The organism is Aquimarina sp. RZ0 (assembly GCF_008370685.1).
Taxonomy (GTDB): domain Bacteria; phylum Bacteroidota; class Bacteroidia; order Flavobacteriales; family Flavobacteriaceae; genus Aquimarina.
Genome location: NZ_VTZU01000007.1, coordinates 66,863 through 87,538 on the forward strand (window position 1 = coordinate 66,863; position 20,676 = coordinate 87,538).

A 20,676-nucleotide genomic window follows, 5' to 3' on the forward strand; every position below is an offset into this window, starting at 1 on the left:
AGCTGTTTAATATTTTAAGAAAGTTTGTTTTTTGGACTGAATTATTCTCCCCAGTCAATTTTACGAGATATCATCATAATCGTACCTAAAATTAAGAACAATCCGATACTTCCTACAAGCAGCGCATAGTTCTCTAATTGAATAATTACAAAAATAAAAGCATATAGTGCCGCAAGTGATGCTCCTATTAATCCCATAAATTTTAAACTTTTAAGAATTGCTTTGGAGTAGGTTGCTATTAATAGTATTACAGAAGAACCGGCAATTCCATATGCGTATAAAAAGCTAGAATGTTCTGAAATGGATATTAATAAGGTGTAAAACATCGTTAGCGCTAATCCGATCATTAAGTATTGGAAAGGATGAATATTGATCTTGCTTACTGCTTGAATCAGGAAGAAAACCAGAAAAGTAAGTGCAATTACAAGATATCCGTATTTAGTTGCTCGTTCGCTTTTTTGGTATTCATCTACAGGTATGAATAGTTTTACTCCAAAAGCGGATGAGTTTATCTGTGGCAGTTCTCCGTAGAATTCTTGTTCGAATTCTCTGTTGATTTCTAATACTTTCCAATTGGCTTTAAAACCATCTTTAGAGATGACTTTAGTTTTTGTATCTGGTAAATAATTACCATAAAAACTTGGCGAAGCCCAGTTAGAATTCATAGAAACATTGGTTTCGCTACCCACAGGTATAAAACGTAGATGTTCACTGCCGTTAATTTTTAAATCCAGATTAAAATCTATTGTATTTTCTTTTGGTAGCGAAGCTTCTTTTAGAAAGGTTGTTTCCAGCGTGTTTGTATATGAATTCTGAGTATAACGAGAACGCAAGGGATAATGTTCTGCGCCTAACTGTAATTGCAAATTGCTTTTGATTCCTTTTAGGTTTGTAGAGTTTATAATTACGGTTGCTTTATTCCATAAAATATCCTCTTTAGGAATATCCTGAGTTTCAAAAGTTGGAATAGTAAAAGTGCCTTTTATTTTCATGGTAGCAGTATATACAGCAGATTTATAGATTCCTCTTTTCAGATTTTTAGCATCCACATCGATATTAGAATCAATATTTAATGTATTAGGAAAGAAAAAAGCAGTATGTACAGAAATAATATCTTCTTCAGTATACGATTTGGTCTTCTCATCCCAGGTTTTTTTGAGTGCATGGGTTTGATATGGAATCTTAAGAACTGGGCCATACAGTAATACCTCATTACCCCATTTCTGATTAATTTCGCTAACAACTTCTTTTTGTCTAAAAGAGCGTTCCTGAATTAAATTCTTTATGTATGATAATGGAATAAGTAGCACCAGAATTAATATTCCAACCATAAGCATGCGGATTGTAATCGATGTTTTTATCCATTGACCAAAAGATTTTTTTTGTTTCTGTGATTCCATAGTTTCTGTTATTTATAAATATTTTTTTAATTGTTTTCTTTTTGATAATACTGTATGAACTGATATGTAATGATTAAGAAACATCCAAAGCCTATAGTAAATGCCCAGGTGTTTATATGTTCAATAGGGAATAAAACTCTTTTAGCGATATCTCCTATGATATCCAGCGGACGCGTTAGTATATCCCAGCTATTCCATCTAAGGACTCTCCCTAGGTAAATCCCGAATCCGCAAAGAAGCAATACGATGTAGATAATAAGAGTTACTGTTTTTACAGAAAATCGCTCCAAAAGAAGGCTTTGCATAGTACGTAAAGAAGCAAAACCTACGATAAGCCCATTAATGGCGAATGATAAAATCAATAATACATCAAACCATACTGATTGTAGTGTGCTTAATCTAATATGTTGTAAATCTGTTATTATATACGGAGCATTAGGTAGGAAGCTCAACCAGACGGTAAATCCAAACCAGAATAACCATCGATTTTTGTGGATCTTTTTAAAACTTAATAGTAGTGTAATACCATAAGGAATGCTCGCCAAAAAGAGATTCCAGATCAGAAATGAGAAAAATAAAGAGTCTGTTTTAATTATTCTGATGAGTAATAATACACTACTAAAAGTGACAGCAATAATGAATTTCTTGACAAAGGAAATATGTTTGTATACAGTATCCATTAGAATTGGATGTATTGAAGAGGATTATTAATGACAATAAACAGATACCCGACAGTAATCGGTATATTGAGTAAAAAGATTAAAATAGTAGTTAAGTTTTCTCTGTAATAGTGATAATTAACAACTGTATTGGCAAGTAAGCCAACAAAAGTAATTCCGTTGAGAACAGTTGCTATGAGTACATAAAATATTCCTAAGAATACTAATTGATCCCAACCGGTAATAAGATGTGATAATAATAGTATAGTGCCTAATAAAAAGCTTATTGTCGCTATGATAAGGGCATTTTTGTTAATTGATTGTATAATTTTCATCTGTTACTATTTATTGGTTTTATTAGAAAAGTAGTACGTATCGTATCTATTGAATGATCTAGTAGTTTTTTGTAATCCAGTTTATGAAAAACAAAAGCGTGCCTTCCGTTTTGAAAAGCTTCCCTGAATAATCGAAATTTATCAAGGTAGAGTAGTGTACCAATAAGTATAACTGTATACAAGTAAATGCTTCTTTTGCCATTACCTAAAAGATAGTACTGCATAGATATTTCTTCAGGAACAGTAATTCCTGTTTTGGTTAATACATGAAATACATCGTGGTTTTCCAGTTTGGGTTGTGGTGTAAAATCATGTTGTAATAAAAAACTACCTAAATGAAATCCTAAGCTGATATTAGGATACTGTAATAATTGAGCTATGGAGATGTTCCAAGGTTCTTCTTTTTTAAACCATTTTTGATAGGGTATTTTACTCCACTCATATAACGTCTCTAATACTAATGATCTCATTTTTTTGTTTTAAAAGTACTTTGAAATTCAAAGTAATTGATTAAAAAAATATATTCCTTTTTTCTTTTAAAATATGAGCTGTCTACTATTGTTTCTTTAGTAATTTCTCAATAGCATCTACATGTTTTTTAAAAGCAATTTTTCCTTCTTTGGTAACACTGTATTTAGTATTTGGTTTTCGACCTATAAAAGATTTCTCCACATTTATATATTCTTCTTTTTCTAAAGCTTTGGTATGACTTGCCAGGTTGCCATCTGTGGCGCCTAATAGTTCTTTTAGCGTTTTAAAATCTGCATATTCATTAACCATCAATACAGACATGATGCCTAACCGAATTCGATGATCAAATGCTTTATTTATATTGTCTATTATGTTTTTCATGGCTATTTCCAGTGTGCCTGGAAACTTTTTATCGATCGTGTTTAAAATAAATTAGACTACCGTATATTATATGCATTACTCCAAAACCGGCTACCCAAAACCAAAATCCGTATCCAGGGTAGATAGCGCAGATCAAACCTAATACAATTTCTATATATCCCAAATACTTTACATTACCAATTGTATATTTTGAAGCATTTACTAATGCTAAACCATAAAAAATAAGCATCAAGGAACCTGTGAGCCCATAATGATTACTGAAAATTTTTATCAGAATATAAATTCCACCTGTAATTAGTGGTACTAAAAAGGCGGTTAATAATCTTTTGGAAGTTCCATTCCATAAAGATTCCTTATTTTTTTTAGCTTTTCGATTACTTAATATCGCAGCGGTAAATATGCTCAAAAATGCAACAGCAGCAAGGTCGATTAAGATATAATTAAAGGTCTGACCATCGAGAATTAGATATGCTCTACCACTGATACTTACCAAATAATAGGCTACGGCAGCACCCAGCAAAGCATATATGCCTGCTAGTATACCAGACAAACCGCTTAGAGAAAAAAAGCGAGATGATTTATTCATCATATCTTTAATCTCAGTAATATCTTTTAAATAATCTTCTGTGCTCATTTTTAAAGTACTTTGAAATACAAAGTAAAAATAAAATAATGAGTTATGCAAATAAAATAATGAAACTGGCACAATTTTTTGAATACTATAAAAATTTCATTTAGGAGTAGAATAAGGTAGATTTATTTAGAGATGTAAACTTCATTCTTCAACTTTTTGAAACTCTTTTAAGGAGTCATATTTATAAAAAAGAGTGCTACTAATTAAAGCAGCACTCTTCCTTTCATAACCAAACAAATAAGAAAAACATTATTTTTTAATTAATCTTTTGGTGACAGTAGTGTTACTCTCTTTATCTGTAATATTCAATAAATACATTCCAGATTCAAAGGATGAAACATTAATTTGTAATGTACTATTCAAGTCTGAAGTGTTATTATAAATTCTCTTACCAGAGATATCATATATTTCAATAGCCACGTTGAATATTTGATCTAAACCGCTTCTAAGATTAATGATAGAATTTGCAGGGTTAGGATATACACTAAAATTAGCTGCATTTTCGAATTCTTCAACACTTAGGATGGCATCCCGGGTAATGGTAATTGTAAATGGAGCTGATGGTGTAGATACACTTCCGTCTGATGCTAACACTCTGTGATATAATATTGCAGAGTCACCAATGGCTATTCCGGCATTTTCTAAAATCGTATTGATCTCCTGATTGTTAGACTCAAGACTTAAGCTAGTACCTACTTTAGCATTAAGTAATAAATTGTTGAAATCAGCATCTGTTGCAAGTTGAAAAGTGTATACTAACAGGTCTTCGTTTACATCTGTTGCAGCACTCCAATTCACAGTAAATGGTGTATTTATGTCACCATCAATGATTACAGAAGTATTATCTGCCGGAAATGTTATTGCACTTGCAGCCGGAAAAGCATTATCATCTCTCAATATCTGTCCTCTTAACTCTCCTGCTGCGTTTGTTGTAGTATGAATGTTTACATATACTTGTCCGTTCAACAGGTTTTCTTTTTGAGCATCATCTAGTATAAAAGTATTATCAATGGCATGATAAACACCTCCTTTTAAATCAGGATCAACAGTCGCATTCAATAAGATAGTTACATCTCCATTATTAGCAGCATCTGCAATATGTAGATGAGAACCACCAGCAACTGTAGCGTCAAAATCGCCGTCTAGTCCGCTAAATCCACCTGTAACTACTAATTGATTTCCAGTGATTTCGAATTGAATGTTTCCAATCGCTTCTGTCACTACAGGTTGGATTTCATTTTCACCAGCTAAATTAGTTCCTAAATATGTGTTAGCAAACGGCAATACCTGACCTCTTAACTCACCAGAAGGAAATTCTAAACTGTGAACATTTACATAATATCCTCTACTAAATAAAGTTTCTATCTGCTCTGGAGAGAATGCAAATGTATTATCTGCTGGTAATAATACTGCACTTCTATTATCTGCCGATACTGTTGGAGATAGGACAAAGTCTACACCTGCATTTGTTCCTGCAAGACCAGGGTGTAAATGGATGCCTCCTGCTAGCGCTGTATTCAGATCATCTAATAAGTTATTGAATGAACCGCTCACGGATATGTTTCCTTGACCATCGTGTGTTAAAACGATACGACCTGTTGCAGTAGAGTTTATTGCTGGTACTTCTTGAGCTCCTGTTAATTCTGCTCTGAATATAGCAGACGAAATCGGGGTAATCTGACCTCTTACTTCTCCTGCTCTAAATGCTTCAGAGTGTACATTGACATAATTACCTTGACTCATTAAAGTAGTCATTTGACTGGCATCTAATGTAAAAATATTATTTGCTGCTTCTATTATAGCTCCTCTATTATCAGGATCTAATGTTAGATCTAAAACAAAAATCACACCGCTATTACGACCGGCAACAGCATCATGAATATGAGCTCCTCCAGCTAAATCTACAGCAACATCTCCTGTCAATTCATCAAAAGATCCAGAAACAGTCAATACATTTCCTGCCAGTTCAAAAACCAGGTTACCACTAGCTTCTGTACTAATAGAGGGTACCTCATTGCTTCCTAATAAGTTTGCTTGCAAATATTGATCAGAATTTGGTAATATCTGACCTCTTAACTCACCTCCCGGAAAAGCTTCAGAATGAATATTAATGTATAATTCTCGGGTGTTTAACGCAACTAATTGTTCATTAGTAAGCATAAATGTATTATTAGCAGCTTCATAGGTTCCGCCTCTCAGATTTGGATCTACAGTAGTGTTTAATAATAATTCCACACCTCCATTACGACCTGCAATTGCCTTATGTATATGAGCACCACCAGCTACATTTGCATCAAAATCAGAAGTTAATCCTGTAAATGATCCAGACACAACTAACATAGTACCTGTTAAGGTAGCGCTAATAGTTCCATAAGCTGTTGTCAATGCAATAGGGTTTTCCTGTGTTCCGCTCAATACCGCTGTAAATTCTGTTACTGCAGCCATATTATCTCTAATCACTGTTACGGCATTATCAGAAATATCAGAACAATCAACTGCCTGAAGATCTGCTAACGGACTACCTATAAATGAAGCCCCATTATCAGCAAGTCCTCTATAGGACCATCCCCAAATTTGACAGGTTCCCAATCCTGCATTTTCAAGATCTATAGTTGATGATGGTGTTATATTAAGAATTTCTGAAGCGTCTTCGTTAGTGATTACATATCTGTATGATAAATTTTCTGCTAATGGATTAGAATGTGTTACTTCGATTGGATTACCAATTGCATCACCTACCAGAATCGTTGCAGAATTTTCATTGGTAATCACAGTAGTTCCTCCTGCATTATCTGTATTTGTAACATCAATAGCAACGGTACCTCCGTCTGCTTCTTCGCGAATCACGGTAATGCTGTTGTCTGAGATATCACTACATGGTAGTTCATCTAATGCTGATAATGGCATGCCTACCTGGTTCAATCCATTCCCTTCTACACCTCTGTATGACCATCCCCAGATCTCACAAGTTCCCGCACCTGCACCATCTAAGCTAATGGTATTGGTATTAACGACATTAAGGATTAAACCGGTAGTTGCATCTGTTATTACATATCGATAGGATAAATTCTCTGCTCCTGGATTATTATGAGTAACCACTAAACCATCTGCACGTCCATCGACACAGATAACTGCTTCAGTATCTCCATTAAAAGAAGTAGTGTTATTTGGATTTCCGGTAGCAGCCAGATCGATTGCAACAGTACCTCCGATAGCTTCTTCGCGAATCACGGTAATGCTGTTATCTGAGATATCACTACATGGTAAATCATTTAAGGATGATAATGGCATACCTACCTGGTTCAATCCATTCCCTTCTACACCTCTGTATGACCATCCCCAGATCTCACAAGTTCCCGCACCTGCACCATCTAAGCTAATGGTATTGGTATTAACGACATTAAGGATTAAACCGGTAGTTGCATCTGTTATTACATATCGATAGGATAAATTCTCTGCTCCTGGATTATTATGAGTAACCACTAAACCATCTGCACGTCCATCGACACAGATAACCGCTTCAGTATCTCCATTAAAAGAAGTAGTGTTATTTGGATTTCCGGTAGCAGCCAGATCGATTGCAACAGTACCTCCGATAGCTTCTTCGCGAATCACGGTAATGCTGTTATCTGAGATATCACTACATGGTAAATCATTTAAGGATGATAATGGCATACCTACCTGATTCAATCCATTCCCTTCTACACCTCTGTATGACCATCCCCAGATCTCACAAGTTCCCGCACCTGCACCATCTAGGCTAATGGTATTGGTATTAACGACATTAAGGATTAAACCGGTAGTTGCATCTGTTATTACATATCGATAGGATAAATTCTCTGCTCCTGGATTATTATGAGTAACCACTAAACCATCTGCACGTCCATCGACACAGATAACCGCTTCAGTATCTCCATTAAAAGAAGTAGTGTTATTTGGATTTCCGGTAGTAGCCAGATCGATTGCAACAGTACCTCCGATAGCTTCTTCGCGAATCACGGTAATTGCCTGGTTAGAAACATCAGAACAGTCAGCATCTCTCAAGTCTTGTAATGGACGACCACCAAAAGTTGCAAGAGCACCAGATTGACCTCCTAAACCAGAATACGACCATCCCCATATTTTACATGTTCCTGCACCCGCACCATCAAGGCTAATTTCATTTGAAGAAACAATATTTAGAATAGTTTCTTGTGGACTATTATCTGTAATTACGTATAAATAAGAGCGTGTGGCATCTGTTTGGTGGGTAACAGCAATTGGATCGGGACGCCCATCTACACAGATAGTTACTTCTAATTCTCCATCAATACTGGTTGTGCCATTTACGTTTAAGGTATTGGTTCTATCGGTATCAATAGCTATTACCCCGGCATCGGCATCACCCCAGGCTCCTGGACTTCCTCCTCTGTTACCACCAGTACTGATTTCTCCCGAATTATTTTCTGGAGCGCAGGTAAAAGAAACTGAAGCCGTTTCAAGGTTCCACCTTCCTGAAGTTACCCCTTGTGCAGTTCTAAAATTACTTGTAGTTCCCCAACGTACGTAATCTCTGAGTTGAGCAGGATTACTGCTGCCAAATGAAGTACCTGTAAATAGAATTAATGTACCACTTCCTGTGGTTGGAATATCACTCCACGTTACGTTAATAGAAACTCCCGATGCTAACATGGTACTTTCTGTTGTAAGTGACCCAACAGAATCATATCGAAACCCATCGGTACATAATTGATAATTTCCTATATCAACAGCCTCATTACCAATATTGGTAATAGTGACTTCTTGACTAGAAGGATTCAAAGTAGTAAAAACAGGATCTGCCTGTGCTCTTCCTTGTAATACCGGACATATTATAAGGATAATTAAGGCTAATTTGAAAAGTAGATTCTTTTTCATTTTTTCATTATTTTTTTATATTGAACACAAGATGAGTTCATTAATTATGGCACAAATAAAATGGATGAATAGACCTTAATGCAATTAAAATAGCGTGAAACGGAAAAAAAAGCTTTAAAAAGGAATTTTGATAACGCCTTATTTCATAAGGGTTTTGGAAGATGTGGTTATAAAAATCTCTTTTTTGGATAGTAATATGGAAAATTAAAGACAGGGACTAAAAAAAACAAGAATAGTCATAATATAAAACTTCTTATTTGCATAGATCAAAAGATAATTTCTATATGAGTAAGTAGTCATCGCTATTGTTAATGATGTTATTCTCAATCTAAAAGTACCTATCTAAATTTGCCTCTTTTTCCTGTATACTTCAAAATAAAAAGAGGTCATGTCAATATCTTGATTTTCTTGTATTTATGACTAGACGTTAAATAAAAAATGTAGTTTTTTACGTGAGTATTTCTAAAACAGAATTGGTATTACAGCTGTATATGATATGTAGCATGAAATCCGAAATAGAAGTTTCCATCTCTGAAATTAAAGTTTTGCCCTGTCTGCGTAATAAATGCATCTTCTGTAAAAATCTGATTATTTGTCATTTTAAATTGTAGTAGCAATTTACTGACTTCCCAATTAACTCCTAAAACGAAAGCTCCATAAGTATCTATGGATTCCAGTGGATTTGCAACATAATAATATTCAGAAACAAATGAAACATGATTACTTACTTTGTATCGGGGACTAAATCCTATCGCAAATTGATTGTGATCATCGATATCAAATCGGGAAGAAGTTCTATGTACAAATGTTGGTGAAATTTGAAGCGAAAAATTTCTTGTGAACTTTCGGGCAATTAAGACTTGTGTAGTAAAAGCTAATTTGTCCCCAAAACTATCGCGCTTTTCGATACCGAGAATATTTCTAGATCTATATGTACCTGTTTGTAATAAGGTGATGCCAAAAAGACTCCCTTTGTTATCTGCCCTTTGCTGCATTAGTCGATATTTAAAGTATCCATCAAAAATACCATTGGGATTCCCGGTGCCAAAACCAACCGTTAATTTATCCGAAATTCCATAATCTAAACCAAAACGAGTACACATTCTATCAGCAATAAAAGAATCACTTGTTTCTTCAGGAACATTCCAATAACGACTCATAAAAGAAATTTCTAACGTATTCTTTTTACGGGTTTCTATAGAATGACCTATGGATATACGAGTCCCTTTAAATGTGGACATTACATATTCTCGACTTTCGGTTTCCACATTGCTTATTTTATCTAAAAGACTTTGAGCTTTTATATATGTAGATATACTCAAGAAAAGAAAAAAAACTATACACTTACTCTTCATAAGGAGCATAATTAAAATTGAATGAAACTTCTATTTTTTTTGAAATATTGGGTGATAATAAGGAAGGAACATTAATACTGTAGTCATCTATTAAAACATCTAAGCTACCCTCGATAGTATATCCTATATCAGTTCTTGTAATTTTAGCTTTTATTTCGATTGGTTTTGTTCTATCTTTTAGTGTAAAATCACCCTTAATAATTCTTGTTTGTGTTTCTTTTTGATCTGGATCAAAATCTATAATCGAACCATTAAATGTTGCTTTGGGATATAAATCCGATTCAATATAACTTTCATTAAAATGTTCGTGCATTAATGATTTTTTAAAGACAAAAGCTCGCATTAATATGCTAACTGCTATTTCACTGGTTGTAGGATTAAACAAACTCAATACTTGATTGTTAGTAGCTTGTATGTTTTCGACTGATGTATAAGAGAAAAAAGTTACTTGCCCTTGTCTCTCAATAAATTCTTTATGTTCAACCGTAAAACCAAAACAAATAATAAATGTAACCAAAGATAAAAGTTTATTCATAGATCTCTTTATCTAAAATTATGCAATTTAATAAAATGATGTCCATTAAAAATCCTTTCAGTATACCTTTCAACTTCACATTTTCTCCTGGTTTGAGTTTTGAAATCTTACTATTTTGATCTGCTTGCATTTCGCATAAAATATAAAACTTGTTTTCATTTCCTTTTATAAGTAAAGAATATTTGTGGTGCTTATAGACTATTTCTTTTATTTCTCCTTCTATCTCTATAGCTTTCTCTATTAAGCTTTCCAGATTCAAGTTTTTATGATTAGATTCTAATAATAACTGGTTTGCATGAAAAGCTTTGTAGGTCTGTATTTCTTGAGTTTCCTTCATCTCTCTATCAAAAATCAGATATTTTAACAAAAAACAAATACAAACTAAACTTAATAGTAGGAATAATCCATATTTTATTCTTTTTTTCATTATGACTTAAAGAAAACATTTTTCTGTTTATAAATGTACTAAGTAAGTATAAGTTTTCTAGATTTTAAAAATAGGTATTTCCTATAGTTTTAACTATTTAAAGTTGGCGAAATGGAATTATTAAGGTTAAACCTGAATTTTTATTGGTCGATATTACCTTCAAAGCGTGTTAATAAATTGAGGTATCTAGTATGTACTACGATTTGTGATTAAAAAATTCGTATAAATTCATTGAATTATTTTTTCTTTATGCAAGGCAAAAAAATCAAGCATAGCTATAGCTAAGGTTTATTTTTTAAACGAAGTAGAAAGGAAAAAGAAACGATGAATATGCGAAATTTTTAGTTATAAATCGTATACAAGGCTGCTTGTTGTTATATCGATGCTTTAATTGAAAACATTAGTTAAAAACAGAAAAGCATAGAACAGTTTGTTTAAATTACAACTGGCAAAAGATTCTTACTAAAAAGTTTACTGATTGTAAGTGCTATAAATATCTTGCAATTATTAATTTAGTAACTTGAAAAAATCATTTTTAGAGAATGAAAAAATATAAAATATATTTTTATACTACTGTGGGTTTTGCAATAATATATGCGGTATTAATTACTTTTTTTGTGATACCAACCATTATAAAATTCGGGATCACTTCACAATTACAAAATGAGATCAATTCGGCTAAAAAGGAAACACAACAATTAGCTATTCTAAGTGGAGAAGCCTTATCACAAAACTTAAAAAAAGAAAGCATACTAACTACTATTCAAAAAGTAATCACAGGCAGTGAAAATGAAAACATTTTTCTTTCAGTTTTTGATTGGTCAGGAAAAACAGTCAGTTATCCGGATGTTACCAAGATAGGAGAAAAGGATATGCATAAAAGTAATACTATCTCGAATATAGAAAGTGTGATTACAGGATCTGAGCTATATCAACTATTGTTTAAAACCAAAAAGGAGCAAAACGCACTGATAGATTCAGAAATTATTATGATAAAACCCATTCCTAATTCTGATTGGATTATTGCTGCACATCTGAATATAAAAAACACAAAATTACAAGAAGATGGTTTTAAAAAGCAATTACAAATGGTCTGTCTTGTATTAGGGCTGGCATTATTATTATTCATCTTAGGGATTATCAGAATAGCCTCTAGTTATTACGAAACGATAATTGAACAAAAAACAGCTACATTAGAAGATGGAGTATTAAACCTTTCAAAACTAAATACATCCTTAGAAACCTATCAAAAAAGCTTTACTGAATTAAAAGAAATTAAAAGGGATACCACCATACAGAATACTGATGAAAGTGAAAGTAAAGAGTTACCAAAACAACGATTACTCACGTATATAAGAAATGAATTAAGACCAATTGCAGTAGAGGAGATATCATATATCTATTTAGAAAACTCTATAACATATGTCGTTAGAAAAGATGGGAAAAAACTAACTGCAAGCGAAAGTTTAGATCAAATATATTATTCTCTGGATGAAAAATTATTTTTCAGGGCTAATAGACAGATTATTGTCGCTATTTATGCTATTGACAAGATTATAAAATATGGAAATAGTGCTCTTAAAATTGAAATGAAACCAGTATCAGAAACTGATATTGTGATAGGCAAGAATAAAACATCTGCTTTTAAACAGTGGTTGGATAGGTAGTTTAGTGTGCCAAATAATAATCGAGTTTATCTTATTTGATGGTTGTTAGGTTTATAAAAAAATAATACGCTAAAAATCATGAGTATCAATTTGATAGACCAATTAATTCTAAACGACTTAGTTTGTAAAACAGGTGTATATAATTTTGAGTACATTTGATAATAAGAAAACGATCGTATAGTTTTAAAATATGAAACCTGCAGAAGAATATATTCTAAACCAACCAGAGCCGTTTAGGTCAATATTACTGCACTTACAAGTAATTATTGAAGCGACACTGCCAGAAGTTGAATTACTCTTTAAATGGAGAGTTCCTTTTTATTATATAGGGAAAAGCCCTATTTGTTATCTAAATGTAACCAAAGGATATGTTGATGTAGGGTTTTGGAGTGCGCAATATTTTACAGAATATGTAGATAAGTTAGAAGCCGATAAAAGAAAATATGTAATGTCAATTCGATATAATTCTATAGCGCAGATAGATGAGATCGTTTTTATAAAACTGTTACAACAGGCTAATCTCTATAAAAATGAAAAGTTTATAACGAATTAACAGTTTGTCTGATAGCTACTAAATTACGTAATAATTTTTCTAAATATTGTAGATCTAACATATTAGCTCCATCACTTTTTGCATTTGCCGGATCAAAATGAGTTTCTAGAAATAAGCCATCTACACCGGTAGCAATACCAGCTCTGGCTATCGTTTCTATCATGTCAGGTCTTCCGCCAGTGACACCACTGGATTGATTAGGTTGCTGTAAAGAATGAGTAACATCCAATACAGTTGTACCATACTGCTTCATTGTAGGGATTCCTCTAAAATCTACAATCATATCCTGGTAGCCAAACATCGTACCGCGATCAGTAATCATTGCTTTGTCATTACCACTATCTTTTACTTTTCTTACGGCATGTTGCATCGCTTCGGGACTCATAAATTGTCCTTTTTTTAAATTCACTGTTTTTCCAGTATTTGCGGCGGCAACAACCAAATCTGTTTGGCGAACCAAAAAAGCTGGAATTTGTAAAATATCTACATACTCGGCAGCTATGACTGCGTCTTCATTCTCATGAATATCAGTAACTGTAGGGATTTCAAAAGTTTCTCCCACTTTACGCAGGATTTTTAAAGCTTTCTCATTTCCAATACCAGTAAAACTATCGATACGACTACGATTCGCTTTTTTAAAAGACCCTTTAAAAACATAAGGAATTTTTAGCTCAGAAGTTATTTCTACAACTTTTTCTGCAATGCGCATAGCTATTTCCTCTCCTTCAATAGCACAGGGACCTGCCAAAAGGAAAAAGTTATTGGCATCAAGATTTTTTAATTTTTTAATTTTTGCTAATTCCATAGATTTCTTGTAAAAAAAGCAAAGATACACTTTTCCTGATTTGCTTACCCGGCATATTTTGATTCCAGAAAAACGAATACATATGTTTCTGCTAAAAGAAAAATGAGCTTACAAATTATGGATTTTTGGGTTATAGAATTATTGTTTTAAGATTTTTAGAGCTTTATTATTAGGGATCGTAAGGAAATAAATACCCTGCGGCAAATGATTCAGGTTTACTACGATGTCTTCATTTACCGGGATAGTTCTTTTATAGACTATTTGACCAGTTATAGTTGTAATATTTAAGTCGGTAGTTACCTGAATTTTATTGCTGATATTAATATGTAATTTATCCTTAACAGGATTAGGGTATATTGCCATGCTAGTAGTTGTTGTATGGTCAGTAATAGATAAGGTTTCATCGCCTTTTCCGAAAATCTGAGTCCAATAGTGCGTATACCGTGAGCCATTAACAGCAGCGTGACCGATGCCCATCTCATTATGACCTTTGTTTAGCATATTACTTAAATGTCCAGGACTGTTTACCCATTGTTGAAAAGTAGCTTCTACTGTGGCACCGCCTGCTGCAATATTTTCGCCTTGGGGAAATCCCGTATATCCTTCGGCTATGGCGCGCTCACTAAAATTAGAGCCATTTAACCCCGTATGACTAAAGTAATTATTATCTCCCATATCTTTAGAATGATTAAAAGCAGCTTTATTTAGATTTGTGTTTAATCGTAAAGGTTGCGCACCTTCCTGTGCACGCCTTTCATTGACTAATCTTAACATCTCTATAGCTTCATCATTAGTTTGTGAATATCCATTTTGAAAAATAGTCAAGAGAAATATTGCCAATATAATGGTGTGAAAATTTAATAGTTTCATAATGGTTCATGTTTTCATTAAAGTTTTAAACGAAAACAACCTTTCCTGTAGTACTTTGGGTTAAGTTAAATAGATGTCAATTAAAGTTAATCATATGCAAATGTTTTTTAATTCAACTACGCTTGCTACTTCTGGGCTAAAATCAGAAATGGTTTTAGTCTATTAAAAAAATATTTCATTTCGTTTGAGTATTTTAAACCGGGAGTATTAAAAACAAAACCGTCCAGATTTTTTAATTAATACCTGGACGGATAGAATGATTAGAATAGATTCTTGATGAATACTATTGTTTTATGAATCGAAGTCTCTTTTTTCCTAAAACAGATACAAAATAAATTCCAGGCGTTAGTGAAGTAGCAGAAATTGTTTCATTTTCTGAGGTAGCTTCAAGTTGTAATACTTTACTCCCGAGTATATCATAAATTGTAATCATATCATGCTGATTAAGACCGTCTATAGTAACAAAATCTTTGACAGGATTCGGATAAATTTTAAGTATTTCATTAGCTTCTTTAATATCATCTTCAAACGCTCTTTGAGAAGCGTAAGAGATTACTAATTTTGCAGATGAATTACTGCTATGTTCTTTTGAGGCAAAAGCAAAATCATTTCCTGATGTTAGTCTTAATACTAAGGATAATCTATTTCCTGAAATATCATTTTCTCTAAGATTTATAGTTTCTGTGGCATTCAGCGAATACGTTTTATTTATCGAACCTAATAATACACCGGCTCCGGGTTTATTACCGTTTGATAAATTAGTTTCGCTCCAGTTATTCGAAGTCCCTTTATGTACTGTGAGATTACCATTACCAGCATCGCTAGTGACCTCAAATTTTAATTTTGCATCTGTGATCGCTCCATTGATACCAGAAAGGTCAAACATTAGGTAACCTTCTCTCTTTCCACTTTCTATTCTGATTAAAGTGTTATTTTGATTGTTATTACCTTGCATATAGCTATCGTTAACAGGAGATAGCGTCACTGTTTGAGAACTGTTTCCTCCTCCACTTATTCTTTTTAAGATTATCTTATCTAGGTTCCATTGCCAGGGGTTTGATCCAGAAGCTACTACTCGGACTGTATGTCTGCCAGCGCTTAAGTTTGTAATAGTACTTGATGAAACCAAAGAGATATAATTATCCCATGTACCATTATTTCGTACATTATCTGTAGCAACGACAGTACCATCTATTAATAATTGAATCTGAGCATTATCAGAAGGAGAAGATACCCGATACGAGACATTATAATTACCTGCACTAGCCACATTAATACTATATTCTGACCAGTCGCCACTATTTACATAATTAACCCCCGTACTTGTAGCATTCATACCAAGACCAGGACCGCCGGCACTGGCATCATTAAACGTACCATCAGTATTTGTAAAAGTTTCTGCTTCAATAATAATATCACTTCCTGATGGAGGTGGAGGTGGCGTATTATCATTGACAGTTATTTGGCTTGTAGCTTTTTTGTTACCATCAGCAGTTGTTACGGTAATGGTTGCAGAACCTTCTGATATTGCTGTAACTAACCCATTGGAGTTTACCGTTGCAATAGCATTGTTATTGGATGACCAGCTTACAGATTTGTTAGATGCATTATTAGGTCTTACTGTTGCATTTAAGTCTCTGATCTGTCCTGTATTCAAGGTAACATTACTATCAGAGATACTTACTCCTGTTACCGGGATTGTACTACTGCCATTTTCTAATTTATAGGTACGCACCCAATCCACGAGCATGGTATTCTTTGCGTTATTGTTAAGGTTTTCAACTTTTGGTAATCCTATATTAGGAACACCTGCTTGGGCAAACGGAAAAACTTCTGTATCAAAAACCATCTTAAGGTTTTCGTCAAAAGGAATGCGAGGAACTATTCTCATTACTTGTCTGCCATCATAATAGAATAATAATTCTGTTGGGCTTTTCCACCAGAAGCCATAGGTATGAAAACCATCACGCCCTCTGGTAGGCATTCTCCAGGAAGCTTTTTTATTAGGTTTGCCATTGTGCGGGCCATAATAATGTGTATTTGCTGCATACTCAAAAGGAAGGTCATCCTGTCTGTTGTCTCTGGAAGGATTTCCTATATGTTCAATAACATCTATTTCTGAAAACTGACCTACTCTAAACCAAAATGAAGAAGTCATAGAAAGAGAAGAAGCCTTAAATCTGGCTTCATAGTAATAGCCAGACCTCGCAGTTTTCCCTTTGGATACACAGGCAGCAGAGTTTACCCAAATATCACTAAGCGGATTATTGACAGAGTTTGGATTTCTAAGAAGGGTCGAGCGTAATTTTAAATATCCATCTTCAACAAAGGCATTTCCTTTTTTAAATTTGCTGGGAGGTCTACCTGCCCAGTGCGGATGAAAGTCATCCCATTTGCTGCTATTTATAGAATTACCATTAAATTCATCAGTAAGTTCTGAGACGGCAACCCATCTTTTTCCGTTAGGAGGAGTTGGTGTTTGCGCGTATGAGCTTTGGTAACAATTACACAAAAGTGCGGTTAAAATTAAAAGTGTGAGTTTTCTCATAATGGGTAAGAATGTTTGTGTTGGCTTAGCTATAAATAATTATACTATGAGGTATAACTAAGCGTAGTTAATGTGATTTAACGTTTTAAAAAAAAATGTATACTGCTGTTAAACAATATTTTATATTAACAATAGTTGGTTGTAATAAGTTGTTTCCTTGATTTTTTTTCATAGTAAAAGACCTACATTTGATTTTGTTGTCAAGAAGTCTTCATTAATTAATAAGGAGTTTATATCCTTTTCATACTGTTTCAGAGAATAGTTCTGTTACAAGCAATAACTACTTAATTTAGATATGTACAGCAATAATAGTGATGACTTTAGCACTTAGGTTATCTTATATAAACCTATTAGAGGGGGGACTTAAGAATAAAAGGTTAAAAAAATAATCAAATGAGATCATTAAGTCATTGAAGTTGGTTTCATAGTAATTGAGTTTATGTTATTGTTTACAATAGTAGCGATTTACGTAATAATAAACGTTAGTTTTACATTTATCAAAATCATTGTAAAAATACGAATATTTTCTTATTCGTTAATCATTCGGGGGCTGAGTTTTTATAAAAACCGATATTTGAATTACAAATTAAAGTATCTGAATAATGTTTTTCTCAATAAAAAAGAGGCGTTTTCTTGATAGTATACAGAATACATTGAAATCTAATAAAAAAGTATTTAAAAAAAAATAGAGAGCATAAAAATATTGGTTTTCGATCTTTAACAAAAAAAGTCTGATAATGTGTCATTGGTAATTCATAAGTGGTTAGCATTATTTTAGTTACGGTATTTTTTATGCAATTCTTTGTAAATTCCCATTCTACATACCGTAACTAAATCAAGCGATATGAGTATATAAAAATATCTTCAAAAATTCTTATTAGATTTCTTATCAAAGATGTTTAAATATAACGTACATTTGCACCCTTAAAATCAGGCGTATATGACTGCTATAAAAAACATTGCTATTATTGCTCACGTAGACCACGGTAAAACTACTCTGGTAGATAAGATTATGTATCACTGTCAACTTTTTCGTGAAAACGAAAATACTGGTGATTTAATTTTAGACAATAATGATTTAGAGCGTGAAAGAGGAATTACTATTACCTCAAAGAATGTTTCTGTTACCTACAAAGGAACAAAGATTAATATAATTGATACACCGGGTCACGCCGATTTCGGAGGAGAAGTAGAGCGTGTATTAAATATGGCTGATGGTGTATTGTTGCTGGTAGATGCTTTTGAAGGCCCCATGCCGCAGACCCGATTTGTATTGCAAAAAGCAGTTGATCTGGGTTTAAAGCCTTGTGTTGTAGTTAATAAGGTGGATAAAGAAAATTGTACACCCGATGAGGTGCATGAAAAAGTTTTTGACCTAATGTTTGAATTGGGAGCAGAAGAGTGGCAATTAGATTTTCCTACAGTATATGGTTCTGCTAAGAACAACTGGATGAGTGATGACTGGAAAAATGAAACGGATACAATAGAACCTTTATTAGATATGGTGATGGAGCATATACCAGCTCCCAAGGTTGAAGAGGGTAACTTGCAGATGTTGATTACGTCTTTAGATTTCTCATCTTTTACTGGGCGTATTGCTATCGGACGATTACAAAGAGGAGTGCTTACAGAAGGGATGCAGGTTTCTTTGGTAAAGCGAGATGGTACCATAAAAAAATCTAAAATTAAAGAGCTTCATACTTTCGAAGGTTTAGGAAGAATGAAAGTAGAAAGAGTAGAAGCAGGAGATATTTGTGCATTGGTAGGTTTAGAAGGATTCGAAATTGGTGATACTGTTGCTGATATAGAAAATCCTGAAGGGCTGAAAACTATTGCTATCGATGAGCCTACAATGAGTATGTTATTTACGATTAATGATTCTCCATTCTTTGGAAAAGATGGGAAGTTTGTAACTTCGAGACATATTAAAGAACGATTAGCAAAAGAATTAGAGAAAAATTTAGCTCTGAGAGTTAATGAAACAGATAGTGCTGATAAATTCCTGGTATTTGGTAGAGGAGTATTGCATTTGTCAGTTTTGATAGAAACAATGCGACGTGAAGGTTATGAGTTGCAAATTGGTCAACCACAAGTGATTATCAAAGAAATTGATGGTGTTAAATGTGAGCCTATAGAAGAATTGACGATCGATCTTCCGGAAAGTGTTTCTGGAAAAGCTGTAGAGATGGTTACTTTGCGTAAAGGAGAAATGCTGAGTATGGAAGCCAAAGGTGAACGTATGGTATGCGAATTTATGATTCCGTCAAGGGGGATTATAGGGTTACGTAATCAATTATTAACCGCTACGGCTGGAGAAGCAATTATGGCACACCGTTTTAAAGAATATCAGCCGCTAAAAGGTGATATTCCAGGACGTATTAATGGTTCTTTGGTCTCTATGGAAAAAGGATCTGCTATACCATATTCTATTGATAAACTGCAAGACAGAGGTAAATTCTTTGTAGATCCCGGAGAAGATATTTATGAAGGTCAGGTAATCGGAGAAAATTCTCGAGGAGATGATATGACAGTGAATATTACTAAGACTAAAAAGTTAAGTAATGTTCGTTCTTCTGGGGCTGATGATAAGGCTAAAATAGTTCCGGCAATCAAATTTTCTCTGGAAGAAGCTTTAGAATATATTCAGAAGGATGAATATGTAGAGGTAACTCCGAATTACTTAAGATTAAGAAAAGTGTATCTAACAGAGGTGGAGCGTAAACGAAATAAGATAGTATAGTATATAGTTATTGAAACTATTTCTAAACAAGATTAAAAAAATCCCGAGAATTTTCTCGGGATTTTTCTTCTTAAAATTTTGGGGTAAATTAGGGTTTTGGGGACAGTTCGCTGTTTTAATTTACATTCTATTTATGCGATTTTTTCAATAAGCTGATTACAAGAGTATTTCATAAGTATTGACGGTATATATACTTTTCTAATGCGAAACATTAAAAAACTTTGTTATAGTAATTTTGTGGGTAGTTTGACTAATCTATGAGATGCATACTATTAGTTGTCATTTATAATTTTGAGAGTAATTACTTGTATAACTTTTCTAGTTATTTTCAAAAAAATAAATGTTATCTTTTCTTAAACTAAATATAAGACTTATATTCCACATACTCAAAAAAATTAGC

At 33.4% G+C, this 20,676-nt stretch carries 16 protein-coding genes; 3 read left to right on the forward strand and 13 right to left on the reverse strand.

The window, feature by feature from the left end; genetic code table 11:
* Positions 1-41: 41 nt before the first annotated feature.
* The 10 genes from creD to F0000_RS04590 form a co-directional block, all read right to left on the reverse strand.
* Positions 42-1,400 carry a cell envelope integrity protein CreD gene (gene creD, locus F0000_RS04545; RefSeq protein WP_149623520.1) on the reverse strand — a complete coding sequence of 453 codons (1,359 nt, stop codon included), beginning with the start codon at positions 1,398-1,400 and terminating at the stop codon, positions 42-44.
* Positions 1,401-1,426: 26 nt separating this feature from the next.
* Complete coding sequence (locus F0000_RS04550; protein WP_149623521.1) at positions 1,427-2,080, reverse strand: DUF1361 domain-containing protein; 654 nt, start codon at positions 2,078-2,080, stop codon at positions 1,427-1,429.
* Positions 2,080-2,394, reverse strand: a complete 315-nt coding sequence (locus F0000_RS04555) for a hypothetical protein (protein ID WP_149623522.1) — start codon at positions 2,392-2,394, stop codon at positions 2,080-2,082. Before F0000_RS04555 ends, F0000_RS04550 begins: the two co-directional genes overlap by 1 nt.
* Positions 2,391-2,864 carry a hypothetical protein gene (locus F0000_RS04560; protein ID WP_149623523.1) on the reverse strand — a complete coding sequence of 158 codons (474 nt, stop codon included), beginning with the start codon at positions 2,862-2,864 and terminating at the stop codon, positions 2,391-2,393. Before F0000_RS04560 ends, F0000_RS04555 begins: the two co-directional genes overlap by 4 nt.
* A gap of 85 nt (positions 2,865-2,949) precedes the next feature.
* Positions 2,950-3,246, reverse strand: a complete 297-nt coding sequence (locus F0000_RS04565) for a transcriptional regulator (protein ID WP_149623524.1) — start codon at positions 3,244-3,246, stop codon at positions 2,950-2,952.
* Positions 3,247-3,274: 28 nt separating this feature from the next.
* Positions 3,275-3,880 carry a hypothetical protein gene (locus tag F0000_RS04570; protein WP_149623525.1) on the reverse strand — a complete coding sequence of 202 codons (606 nt, stop codon included), beginning with the start codon at positions 3,878-3,880 and terminating at the stop codon, positions 3,275-3,277.
* A 249-nt stretch (positions 3,881-4,129) separates the two neighbouring features.
* Positions 4,130-8,776 (reverse strand): CHRD domain-containing protein, encoded by a 4,647-nt coding sequence (locus F0000_RS04575; protein ID WP_149623526.1) that lies wholly within the window; start codon positions 8,774-8,776, stop codon positions 4,130-4,132.
* Positions 8,777-9,255: 479 nt separating this feature from the next.
* Positions 9,256-10,044, reverse strand: a complete 789-nt coding sequence (locus F0000_RS04580) for a DUF5777 family beta-barrel protein (RefSeq protein ID WP_255452616.1) — start codon at positions 10,042-10,044, stop codon at positions 9,256-9,258.
* 76 nt (positions 10,045-10,120) lie between these two features.
* The gene (locus F0000_RS04585; protein WP_149623528.1) at positions 10,121-10,666 is read right to left on the reverse strand and encodes a YceI family protein; all 546 of its coding nucleotides are present in this window, start codon (positions 10,664-10,666) and stop codon (positions 10,121-10,123) included.
* Entirely contained in the window at positions 10,659-11,093 is a 435-nt protein-coding gene (locus F0000_RS04590) for a hypothetical protein (RefSeq protein ID WP_149623529.1), read from the reverse strand. The genes F0000_RS04585 and F0000_RS04590 overlap by 8 nt, the downstream gene beginning before the upstream one ends.
* A gap of 542 nt (positions 11,094-11,635) precedes the next feature.
* On the opposite strand from F0000_RS04590, the gene F0000_RS04595 reads away from it, so the two are divergent.
* Positions 11,636-12,760, forward strand: coding sequence for a LytTR family DNA-binding domain-containing protein (locus F0000_RS04595; protein WP_149623530.1), 1,125 nt, complete (start codon positions 11,636-11,638; stop codon positions 12,758-12,760).
* A 190-nt stretch (positions 12,761-12,950) separates the two neighbouring features.
* Positions 12,951-13,313 (forward strand): DUF1801 domain-containing protein, encoded by a 363-nt coding sequence (locus F0000_RS04600; protein ID WP_149623531.1) that lies wholly within the window; start codon positions 12,951-12,953, stop codon positions 13,311-13,313.
* On the opposite strand, the gene kdsA is transcribed toward F0000_RS04600, so the two are convergent.
* The 3 genes from kdsA to F0000_RS28085 all read right to left on the reverse strand — a co-directional run bounded on the left by kdsA (position 13,300) and on the right by F0000_RS28085 (position 17,536).
* Positions 13,300-14,118, reverse strand: coding sequence for a 3-deoxy-8-phosphooctulonate synthase (gene kdsA, locus F0000_RS04605; protein ID WP_149623532.1), 819 nt, complete (start codon positions 14,116-14,118; stop codon positions 13,300-13,302). The two genes, F0000_RS04600 and kdsA, sit on opposite strands and share 14 nt — an antisense overlap.
* Positions 14,119-14,256: 138 nt before the next feature.
* Entirely contained in the window at positions 14,257-14,988 is a 732-nt protein-coding gene (locus F0000_RS04610) for a CAP domain-containing protein (protein WP_149623533.1), read from the reverse strand.
* A gap of 283 nt (positions 14,989-15,271) precedes the next feature.
* Positions 15,272-17,536, reverse strand: a complete 2,265-nt coding sequence (locus F0000_RS28085) for a carbohydrate-binding protein (protein ID WP_223148871.1) — start codon at positions 17,534-17,536, stop codon at positions 15,272-15,274.
* Between the two features lie 940 nt (positions 17,537-18,476).
* On the opposite strand from F0000_RS28085, the gene typA reads away from it, so the two are divergent.
* Complete coding sequence (gene typA, locus F0000_RS04630) at positions 18,477-20,276, forward strand: translational GTPase TypA (RefSeq protein WP_149623534.1); 1,800 nt, start codon at positions 18,477-18,479, stop codon at positions 20,274-20,276.
* Positions 20,277-20,676: the final 400 nt, after the last annotated feature.